The 10,285-nt window shown below is 44.4% G+C and carries 7 protein-coding genes; 4 read left to right on the plus strand and 3 right to left on the minus strand.

What is annotated here, in order from left to right; translation table 11 throughout:
• Positions 1-64 precede the first annotated feature (64 nt).
• The gene (locus QVP90_RS08940) at positions 65-979 is read left to right on the plus strand and encodes a helix-turn-helix domain-containing protein (protein ID WP_007480885.1); all 915 of its coding nucleotides are present in this window, start codon (positions 65-67) and stop codon (positions 977-979) included.
• A 362-nt stretch (positions 980-1,341) separates the two neighbouring features.
• Here QVP90_RS08940 and QVP90_RS08945 read toward each other — a convergent pair whose 3' ends face one another.
• Positions 1,342-1,884, minus strand: a complete 543-nt coding sequence (locus QVP90_RS08945) for a flavodoxin family protein (protein WP_021936215.1) — start codon at positions 1,882-1,884, stop codon at positions 1,342-1,344.
• Positions 1,885-2,139: 255 nt separating this feature from the next.
• Here QVP90_RS08945 and QVP90_RS08950 point away from each other — a divergent pair, with 255 nt between their 5' ends.
• Both QVP90_RS08950 and QVP90_RS08955 read left to right on the plus strand, forming a co-directional pair.
• Positions 2,140-6,339, plus strand: a complete 4,200-nt coding sequence (locus tag QVP90_RS08950; RefSeq protein ID WP_021936216.1) for an acyl-CoA dehydratase activase — start codon at positions 2,140-2,142, stop codon at positions 6,337-6,339.
• 5 nt (positions 6,340-6,344) lie between these two features.
• Entirely contained in the window at positions 6,345-6,956 is a 612-nt protein-coding gene (locus QVP90_RS08955; protein WP_021936217.1) for a TetR/AcrR family transcriptional regulator, read from the plus strand.
• 15 nt (positions 6,957-6,971) lie between these two features.
• Here the strand turns inward: QVP90_RS08955 and rfbD are convergent, their stop codons facing one another.
• Both rfbD and QVP90_RS08965 read right to left on the minus strand, forming a co-directional pair.
• The gene (gene rfbD, locus QVP90_RS08960) at positions 6,972-7,859 is read right to left on the minus strand and encodes a dTDP-4-dehydrorhamnose reductase (protein ID WP_021936218.1); all 888 of its coding nucleotides are present in this window, start codon (positions 7,857-7,859) and stop codon (positions 6,972-6,974) included.
• 12 nt (positions 7,860-7,871) lie between these two features.
• Complete coding sequence (locus tag QVP90_RS08965) at positions 7,872-8,399, minus strand: hypothetical protein (RefSeq protein WP_021936219.1); 528 nt, start codon at positions 8,397-8,399, stop codon at positions 7,872-7,874.
• Positions 8,400-8,585: 186 nt separating this feature from the next.
• On the opposite strand from QVP90_RS08965, the gene QVP90_RS08970 reads away from it, so the two are divergent.
• Complete coding sequence (locus QVP90_RS08970; protein ID WP_021936220.1) at positions 8,586-10,253, plus strand: formate--tetrahydrofolate ligase; 1,668 nt, start codon at positions 8,586-8,588, stop codon at positions 10,251-10,253.
• Positions 10,254-10,285: the final 32 nt, after the last annotated feature.

A 10,285-nucleotide genomic window follows, 5' to 3' on the forward strand; every position in this document is an offset into this window, starting at 1 on the left:
CACCCTGCACAAAGTATATTTTTAATTTGTATCTTTGGTACGGTTTTAATAAAAAACACTGCTTATGAATAAGATAATCAAACTGGAAAGTGTCGATCAATACAACAGTCTGTACGGACTTGAAACCCTGCACCCGTTGGTAAGTGTTGTAGACTTGACAAAAGCAACAAAGTCGATCAATCACATTCAAATGAATTATGGCCTTTACGCACTCTTTTTGAAAGAAACAAAAAGTTGTGATATCAAATATGGGCGTCAGTATTATGATTATCAGGAAGGAACGATTGTCTGCTTTGCTCCCGGTCAATCCGCCAGCGTAGAAATGCTCGAAGACGAAATCCAACCACAAGTATTCGGTATTGTTTTCCATCCCGATCTGATTCGTGGCACTTCCTTGGGAAAGAGTATAAAAAAATACACGTATTTTTCTTATGCCGTTAGTGAGGCGTTGCACCTGTCCGAACAGGAAAAAGAGATTGTAATGGACTGTTTGAAAAAGATACAGATAGAATTGGAACATGCCATCGATAAACACAGCAAAGAACTGATCGCAATGAATATCGAGCTATTGCTCAACTACTGCATGCGCTTTTATGAACGCCAGTTCATTACCCGCAACAACGTAAATAAAGATGCTCTCACAAAATTCGAACAGCTATTGGACGATTACTTTGAAAGTCAGCTACCTATGCAAGACGGTTTGCCGTCTGTGAAATATTTTGCAGACAAGATTCATCTTTCTCCCAATTACTTTGGCGATATGATTAAAAAGGATACCGGCAAAACACCGCAAGAACATATCCAGGAAAAAATCATAGAATTGGCTAAGGAACGTATAATCGGAACCGATAATACAGTGAGTGAAATTTCATACGCGTTGGGATTCCAGTATCCGCAGCATCTCAGCCGGTTGTTTAAAAAAAGGGTAGGGTGTACACCGAACGAATACCGGCGACAAAACAGTGAAACCGGTTTATGAAGAAAGACATATTGAACGTAAAGAGTTCGTCATCAACCCCTTTTGGGCATTATTACGTTTATGGAGAAAAATAGATTAACGTAGAAACTGTACGGGGACGTGTCAAAACTCCCCTTTTATCGAAATCACCCTCGCTACAACTGCTTGAGCTGCACTCCTAAAGTTTTATGTCCAACTTTTGGGGTACAGTTCAGACTGTAGCGAAGGTGATTTTTAGTTTATGGGAGTTTCGACACACCCTCAAAGAAAAATAATGAGTTATTAAAATCAAAGTATCCATCGATGGCTTTGCCCTTAATAACTCATTTATATCCAATTACCTTATACCTTTATATCCAACTGCCGCATACCTTTATACCCAACTACCGTATACCTTTTCCCATCTCATAGGCTTCTGCCATGGCCGGATTGTCTTTTACCTCACCTACATGCCATGCCCCCGCACATAATACTACTCCTTTTATCGTCGGATTTTCCAAACAATCAAGAAATCCCTGGAATGTATCGATCGTACGTTCCATCAGTTTTTTGTCTTCTTCGGCAGCAGTGGCTATAAAATAGAAATCTTTATTGCTCATCTTCGTGTAAAGACTACAACAGCGGTCTATCAGTGTCTTCATCTGTGCACTCATCGTGTAGAAATAAACCGGAGTGGCCATAACAATGGCATCTGCAGCCACCATTTTGTCTATTACTCCGGTAGCATCATCTTTCTGCGGACAAGGCTTGTTATGAACACTGCATGTGCCGCAACCGGTGCAATACTCAATTCTTTTGTCGCGTAAAAAAATCTTTTCCACTTCGTGGCCTGCTTCAATAGCACCACGCATAAACTCATCACACAGTGTATCGGAGTTTCCTTTCCGACGCGGACTGGACGATATTATCAGAATTCTTTTTGCCATAACTCTTTTTATTTATTTACGGTACAAAAATAGCTTGTTATATGCTAATTTGCCGTAGATGAATTACAGAAAAATCAACCTGAATTACAGAAATTCATATTCCGGTGAGTTCTCCTTCCTTAAGGCCCTTTATTTAGCGTGAAAGTTGGTTAAATAAACGGGTATATAGAGAGGAATATTCCATTTTTTATTCATAGATTTGCGTCTGACTACTATGTCAAACTTAGATGTCTGATTACATTATATTTGAATAAAATGTTTAGAATTGGCTTTGATATTGGCTCTACAACTGCAAAGATGGTTGTACTCGATGAGAACGGCAATATTGTTTTCTCAAAATATGAAAGACATAATGCAAAAGTAAAAGAAACAGTCATTTCCTTCTTAAAGGAATTATTGTCTCAGGTTGGGGACGAAGAAATATCCATAAGAATCACCGGTTCTATCGGTATGGGAGTTTCTGAAAAATGTGCTATCTCTTTTGTACAAGAGGTGGTAGCAGCAGCAAAAGCAATACAGAAGGATCATCCTGCCATGGCTTCCATGATAGATATTGGCGGTGAAGATGCTAAGGTCGTCTTTTTTAAAGACGGTGAGCCCACCGATTTAAGAATGAACGGGAATTGCGCCGGAGGGACGGGAGCTTTCATCGATCAGATGGCAATCATTTTAGGAGTGGATGTCAATGAGCTGAATGCTCTGGCGATGCATGCAGATCAGGTATATCCGATCGCATCGCGTTGCGGGGTTTTCTGCAAAACGGATATTCAGAATCTCATTGCCAAGAACGTGAGCCGTGAGAACATTGCAGCTTCTATATTCCATGCCGTGGCGGTGCAGACGGTAATAACATTGGCTCATGGCTATGACATAAAAGTACCGGTTTTGTTCTGTGGCGGCCCCTTGACTTTTATCCCTGCGTTACGCAAGGCCTTTATCAATTATCTGTCTTTGGATGAGAAGGATGTGATTCTGCCGGATCATGGAACTTTGTTACCGGCCTTAGGCACGGCGCTGTCCAATACGGATCAAGACGAATGCTATAAATTGTCTCATTTACTGGAGAAAATCGATAAGAGCCTGGGCACCTCCTCTCATGCATCCACCGATCTGAAAGCAATTTTCGAGAATGAAACGGAATATACTGCCTGGAAAAACAGAATGGCAGGCAACAAGATAAAAAAGGCAGAAATGAAAGCCGGCGAACAAGACGTGTTTATAGGCATCGACTCCGGATCTACCACTACCAAGATCGTTGTGATAGATACCGATTCACGGCTTCTGTATTCATATTATAATAATAACGGCGGCAATGCGATTAAAACAGTCGAGGAGGGATTGAACGAATTGTATGAAACATGCCGGAAACGCGGTGCAATACTCCATATAAAGGGAAGTTGCTCTACCGGTTATGGTGAAGATTTAATAAAATCCGCCTTCCAACTCCATTCGGGTATTATTGAAACCATTGCACATTATATGGCGGCGCAGTATCTGGATAAGCAAGTCTCTTTTATTCTCGACATCGGCGGACAGGATATGAAAGCTATTTTCGTGAACAAGGGAGTTATCGACCGGATAGAAATCAATGAAGCATGCTCGTCCGGTTGCGGATCATTTATCGAGACCTTTGCCAAGTCATTAGGATATACGGTAAGTGATTTCTCTTTGGCTGCCTGCCGTTCATCCGTTCCCTCCAATTTAGGGACGAGATGTACAGTGTTCATGAACTCGAAGGTAAAACAGGAGTTGCGCGATGGAGCTACCGTCAATGATATAGCTGCCGGATTGGCCTATTCGGTAGTCAAGAACTGTCTTTACAAGGTATTAAAACTAAAGGATATATCTACTTTAGGTAAAAATATCGTGGTACAGGGAGGAACCATGCGCAACGATGCCATTGTCCGTGCCCTGGAAATACTCGCCGGTGCAGAAGTGTCGAGATGCGACAAACCGGAATTGATGGGCGCCTTCGGGTGTGCATTATACGCCATGCAGCATCAGGGTGTTTCAATCCGTCTGGATGAGATTATAGCGAAAGCGCAATACACGTCGCGTTTTCTGCGTTGCAAAGGTTGTGATAATCAATGTCTTGTCACCTGTTATCAGTTTGGCAACGGAAAGAAGTATTATTCCGGAAACAGGTGTGAGAAGGTATTTACCAATGGTGAAAACAATGGCTGCAAAGGTGAAAACGTGTACCATCAGAAAAATGAACTTCTGTTTAACCGCAATACGGAGATCATCCATCCCCGAATGACCATCGGCATTCCCCGGTGCCTGAATATGTATGAAGAATATCCATTCTGGCACACCCTTTTTACCGCCTGTGATATCCAAGTCTGTTTGTCTGATGTTTCTAACTTTTTAAGTTATGAAAACAGTGCACGCATGGTCATGTCGGATAACATCTGCTTTCCTGCCAAGTTGGTACATAGCCACATCAATAACTTGCTGCAGAAGAAAGTGGACAGGATATTCATGCCTTTTGTCGTGTTCGAGAAGAAAGATAAAGAACAGAACAGCTATAATTGTCCCATCGTATCGGGATATTCCGAAGTAATCAAAAGCGTGGATTCCGGATGTGTGCCGATAGACTCTCCGGTTATCACTTTCAAGGACAGAAAGTTGCTCTTCAAGCAATGCAGAGATTTCCTTATCGGCCTGAACGTAGATATAAATACCATCCGGACGGCTTTCAAGAAAGCAGAATACGAACAAGCCGCTTTTGAGAAGGAAGTCGTTTCCTATAACGAAAAAGTATTGCAAGACATCGGGAAAAATAAAACATTGACCGTGATGCTTGCCGGTCGCCCTTATCACAGCGACCCACTGATACAGCACAAAATATCCGACATGATCTCGGAGATGGGAGTCCATGTCATAACCGATGATCTGGTAAGAGACAAAGAGGTCGGGATCGACGACATCCATTTCGTTGCGCAATGGGCATATACCAATCGTATTTTGAAAGCCGCCAAATGGTGTGCTACCCAAGGCAAAGAGATACAATTCATTGAAATGACTTCGTTCGGTTGCGGGCCGGATGCTTTCCTTGTCGACGAAGTGCGTGAAGTGTTGATGCGGCACAATAAATCACTGACTTTACTGAAGCTGGACGATATAAGCAACATCGGTTCCATGAAATTGCGGGTAAGGTCTATGATCGAAAGCTTGAAGCTGATAGACGAGCACCCTGCCGAAACACCGGATATCAAAGACTTTGTGACTGTCCCGATATACGATCAGACTTATCGCAACCGTAAGATATTGGTACCATTCTTTACACCCTTTATGTCGCCTTTGATTCCTTCCATTCTGAAAGTGGCCGGATATGATGTAGAAAACCTGCCTTTGAGTAACAGTGAATCATGCGAGTGGGGATTGAAATACGCCAATAATGAAGTCTGTTATCCGGCTACATTAATAGTCGGTGATATTATAAAGGCATTCAAGAGTAAGAAATACGATCCGGCAAAGACGGCTGTCGCCATCACTCAAACAGGCGGGCAATGTCGTGCCAGCAATTATATTTCTCTGATAAAGAAAGCATTGATTGATGCCGGATATACGGATGTACCGGTTATCTCCATCTCTTTCGGCGGTGGGATAGAGAACAATCAACCGGGATTTAGTGTTAACTGGCTGAAAATACTTCCGGTGGCTTTCTATTCAATCTTGTATAGCGACTGCATCGCCAAATTCTATTACGGATCGGTAGTCCGTGAAAAAGAAAAAGGCATTTCAGCCAGATTGCGGGATCAATATCTGGAGCTTGCAGCCGAAGCTATCGGCAGAAGGGACACGAAGCAACTGCTTCTGCTGTTACAGTCTGCTGCCGATGAATTCAATGCCGCATGCATGGACTGCGACGCACCTAAAATAGGAGTGGTAGGAGAAATCTTTTTGAAGTTTAATCCTTTCGCCCAAAAGAACCTGATCGATTGGCTGATAGAAAAAGGCGTAGAAGTGGTTCCTCCGATTTTATCAAACTTCTTCATGCAGAGTTTTGTCAATCGCAAGGTCAATGTAGAGGCACATGTGGAGAACAGGCAGCTATCGGATCTGGTTCTGAATGGGGGATACAGGATAGCAAGAAAGCAGATAAACAAGATCAATGCGATAGCAGCCCGATTCCGTTATTTCGTTCCGTTCGGTGATATATTCGAAGAAGCTGAAGAAACAAAGAAGCTGGTTTCACTGCATGCACAATTTGGAGAAGGCTGGCTTCTTCCTGCCGAAATTGTTGCATTTGCCCGTGAAGGAGTAAATAATGTGGTCAGCCTTCAGCCATTTGGCTGTATTGCAAACCATATTGTTGCAAAAGGAATAGAAAAACGTGTTAGAAATTTTTATCCGGATATTAATTTCTTATCTTTGGACTTTGACAGTGGAGTCAGCGAAGTCAATATAGTGAACCGAATGCTCCTGTTTATGGATAATCTAAAAAAATAATGGATATGGCTACAAATGACAATAACATAGAAAACAAGATAATAGAAACAGCCCAGCAATTATTTGTGAAAAACGGGTTTACAGACACCAACATGAGTGATATTGCAGCAGCCGTAGGTATAAACCGCCCTACATTGCATTATTATTTCCGGACAAAAGATAAAATGTTCCAAGCCGTTTTTGGAAACATCATACTTTCTTTGGCTCCCGAAATTCAAGGGATTATGGTGCAGGACAAACCCATATCCGAACGGATAGGCAGGGTAGTCGATGCCTATTTCAAAATATTTACCGATAATCCTTCCCTCCCGATATTCATAGTAAGGGAAATAGAACGGGATATGCCACATTTGATCAGTACGGCTCGTGCATTGGAACTGGAACGCTATTTTCATGAGATAGGCGTCAAGCTGCAAAAAGAAATGGATTCCGGAAAACTGAAACAGGTTCCCATACATTTTGTATTTTATACCTTCTACGGGCTTCTGGTATTTCCTTTCCTGGCAAAAAAACTAAGCACTTCGGTCTTTCTCAATGGCGATGAAGATTTCTATGAAATGCTTCAAACCTGGAAATCACATATCATCGGACAAATGGAACATCTGCTCTGCCCTTGAGCTTACAATGGCCGTTTATGAGAACATCTCCTTGATTCCCTCTTCCAAAGTATGCGGGAGGTAGTTTATTTCACGTTTGGCTTTCGCTATGTCCAATCCGCTGAAACGGGGCCGGGGAGTGGCCTCTTGCATTTCCTCCGTGGTGACAGGCTGAATAAGAGACCTGTCCAGTCCTAATACATCCGCCACCCGATAAGCGATTTCGGCAATGGAAACGCAATCGCTTCCGCAAATGTGATATATGCCGTTGCGGGGATGGTGCATCAGACGTTCCACTCCTTCGGATATGTCACCGACAAAAGTAGGAGTACGCCACTGGTCGGAAACAACACGAACCGTTTCACCGTTGCGAAGTTTATCGGCCACCAATTGCAGGATGTTACCGTGCTGTCCGGGCAACGCTTTTCCATACACCACTACTACGCGGACGATGGCATAGTTACTGCAATATTCACTCACGCGTTGCTCACCTTCCAGCTTGGTGACACCATAATAATTGACCGGATTAGGGGCGTCCTCTTCGGTATACAGGCATTCGCTTCTACCGTCAAAAACAAAATCGGTAGAAAGATGGATGAACCGGCTGCCGTATTGCTCGCAGGCATGCGCCAGATGCTCTACGGCTATGACATTGGTTGCACGGGCCTCACTGTGATGCGTTTCACAGAAATCGGGCACAGACAAGGCGGAGGTATTGATAACCACATCCGGGCAAATTTCCTTAAAAAGAGCCTGCACTTCTGCCGCACGGCGTATATCCGCACGAATAAACCGATAACCGTCTCCCGGCGCTATGTCATCGCGCAGTGAACTGGCGGTCATGTTGTATTTTCCACACGATACCAAGTCATCCAGCATCCGGCGTCCTGTAAAGCCATTGGCGCCAATAATCAATATATTCATTACTTCTTGTTTTTAAGGATAATAGGGATTTCTTCCCTGTTGCACTTCAATGCGGATGCCAAAGGCACCATTGGCCGATTTCAGTTCGAAAGCGCCTTTAAACGTATTTTTCTCCCACGGCAGCGCGCTGCGGTCAGGCACTTTGTATCCGTCTGCATTGTATTCTCCGTATGTATTGATACGCATACCGTTTTTCAACTTGAACGAGCCCATTTGCAGGTTTTGTGACGAACCGAAACCCGACCATCCGAATCCGGAATAAGAAGGTGAAAACACGTCCGACAATCCTTGAGAATAAGTTACATCCGGATGAAGCCGGAACAATCGGTTGTAGTCTTTACCGGCATCGGATATATCGAAATTCATTTTTGGCAATTGAGGGGGCATGACACTCATCAAGCCCATATCAAGCAAAAAGCCACCGAACTCCTTGTAGTTTTCACTGGGAGAGCGCGGTATGCTGTCCGACGGCAGTTCCGATTGTGCGGACACTGCAACCGTTGCCAGCAGCAGGGAAAGAGACAATATCAGCTTTTTCATATCCGTAGGTTTTATAAACGCAAAGATAGAAAATATTTGCCGATAATCCATTCATGGAAGAAATTTCCTTTCCCGGCAAACCCGAAGAAAAATGAAAGCCTGTTTCATTTTTTATACCTATGCAACTTTTATCCAAAGTTAATTGTTAATTTTGCAGCCTTTAAAAGTAACTAATAACAACCCCGTATGAAATCAGACATAGAAATAGCCCGCAGTACGGAGCTTAAGAAAATAAAACAAGTTGCAGAAAGCATCAGCATCCCTCGTGAAGAGGTGGAGAACTACGGCCGCTACATCGCCAAAATCCCCGAACAGCTGATTGATGAGGAGAAAGTGAAACAAAGCAATCTGATACTCGTCACCGCTATCACCGCCACAAAAGCCGGAATCGGCAAGACTACCGTTTCCATCGGCCTTGCCTTGGGGCTCAACAGGATTGGCAAGAAGGCGATTGTGGCCTTGCGCGAGCCCTCTTTAGGCCCTTGCTTCGGGATGAAGGGGGGAGCTGCCGGAGGAGGATATGCACAGGTGCTTCCTATGGATAAGATCAACCTCCATTTTACGGGTGATTTTCACGCGATCACCTCGGCACACAACATGATTTCCGCGTTGCTCGACAATTACCTGTATCAGAATCAGGCAAACGGTTTCGGATTGAAAGAAATTCTTTGGCGCCGGGTTCTCGATGTGAACGACCGTTCGTTGCGTAACATTGTCACCGGACTGGGAGCCAAGACGGACGGCATCACCATGCAGTCGGGATTCGACATCACTCCCGCTTCGGAAATCATGGCTATCCTTTGTCTGGCCAGTGACGTGGAAGACCTCCGCCGACGCATCGAAAACATCCTCCTCGGATTCACTTATGACGGTAAGCCGTTTACGGTAAAAGACCTCGGTGTGGCCGGTGCCATAACCGTGTTGCTGAAAGATGCCATCCATCCCAATCTGGTGCAGACAACGGAAAATACGGCAGCCTTCGTGCATGGCGGCCCGTTTGCGAATATCGCACACGGATGCAACTCCATACTTGCTACAAAAATGGCAATGACCTTCGGAGATTATGTAGTGACGGAAGCCGGTTTCGGTGCTGATCTCGGAGCAGAGAAATTCTATAACATCAAATGCCGTAAAAGCGGCATCCAGCCACGTCTGACTGTGATTGTGGCTACTGCACAAGGATTGAAAATGCACGGAGGAGTCAGTCTCGACCGTATCAAGGAGCCTAATATGGAGGGGCTGAAAGAGGGACTGCGCAACCTCGACAAACACGTGCGCAACCTGCATTCCTTCGGGCAGACGGTAATCGTGGCATTCAACAAGTTTGCCAGTGACACGGATGAAGAAATGGAACTTCTACGGCAACATTGCGAAGAATTGGGAGTAGGATTTGCCATCAACAACGCCTTCAACGAAGGGGGAGAGGGGGCTATAGATCTGGCCAACCTTGTGGTAGAAACCATCGAGAAAAAGCCGTCCGCTCCTTTGTCGTTCACCTATAAGGATGATGACAGCATCGAACAGAAAATAGAGAAAGTGGCTACCAACATTTATGGCGCCAGTGTCATCACTTACAGCACGATAGCCCGTAAGAAAATCAAGTTGGCCGTAGAGATGGGAATCACCCGTTATCCGGTCTGCATAGCAAAAACACAATACTCTTTCTCTGCTGACCCGAAAATCTACGGTGCGGTCAATAATTTCGAGTTCCACATAAAAGACATCGTACTGAACAACGGGGCCGAAATGATCGTGGCCATTGCAGGAGAAATCATGCGTATGCCGGGGCTTCCTAAAGAGCCGCAAGCCAAACATATCGATATTGTCGACGGACAGATAGACGGACTGAGCTAAGCCTCTCCCCAGCCCTCTCCGTGGGAGAGGGA

The organism is Bacteroides sp. CAG:189 (assembly GCF_000432295.1).
GTDB classification, from domain to species: Bacteria; Bacteroidota; Bacteroidia; order Bacteroidales; family Bacteroidaceae; genus Bacteroides; species Bacteroides salyersiae.

Bases quoted from the DNA above. Each gene is read 5' to 3' on its own strand.
- QVP90_RS08955 (WP_021936217.1), top strand. From the start codon at position 6,345: ATGGCTACAAATGACAATAACATAGAAAACAAGATAATAGAAACAGCC.
- QVP90_RS08940 (WP_007480885.1), top strand. From the start codon at position 65: ATGAATAAGATAATCAAACTGGAAAGTGTCGATCAATACAACAGTCTG.
- rfbD (WP_021936218.1), bottom strand. From the start codon at position 7,859: ATGAATATATTGATTATTGGCGCCAATGGCTTTACAGGACGCCGGATG.
- QVP90_RS08965 (WP_021936219.1), bottom strand. From the start codon at position 8,399: ATGAAAAAGCTGATATTGTCTCTTTCCCTGCTGCTGGCAACGGTTGCA.
- QVP90_RS08970 (WP_021936220.1), top strand. From the start codon at position 8,586: ATGAAATCAGACATAGAAATAGCCCGCAGTACGGAGCTTAAGAAAATA.
- QVP90_RS08950 (WP_021936216.1), top strand. From the start codon at position 2,140: ATGTTTAGAATTGGCTTTGATATTGGCTCTACAACTGCAAAGATGGTT.
- QVP90_RS08945 (WP_021936215.1), bottom strand. From the start codon at position 1,884: ATGGCAAAAAGAATTCTGATAATATCGTCCAGTCCGCGTCGGAAAGGA.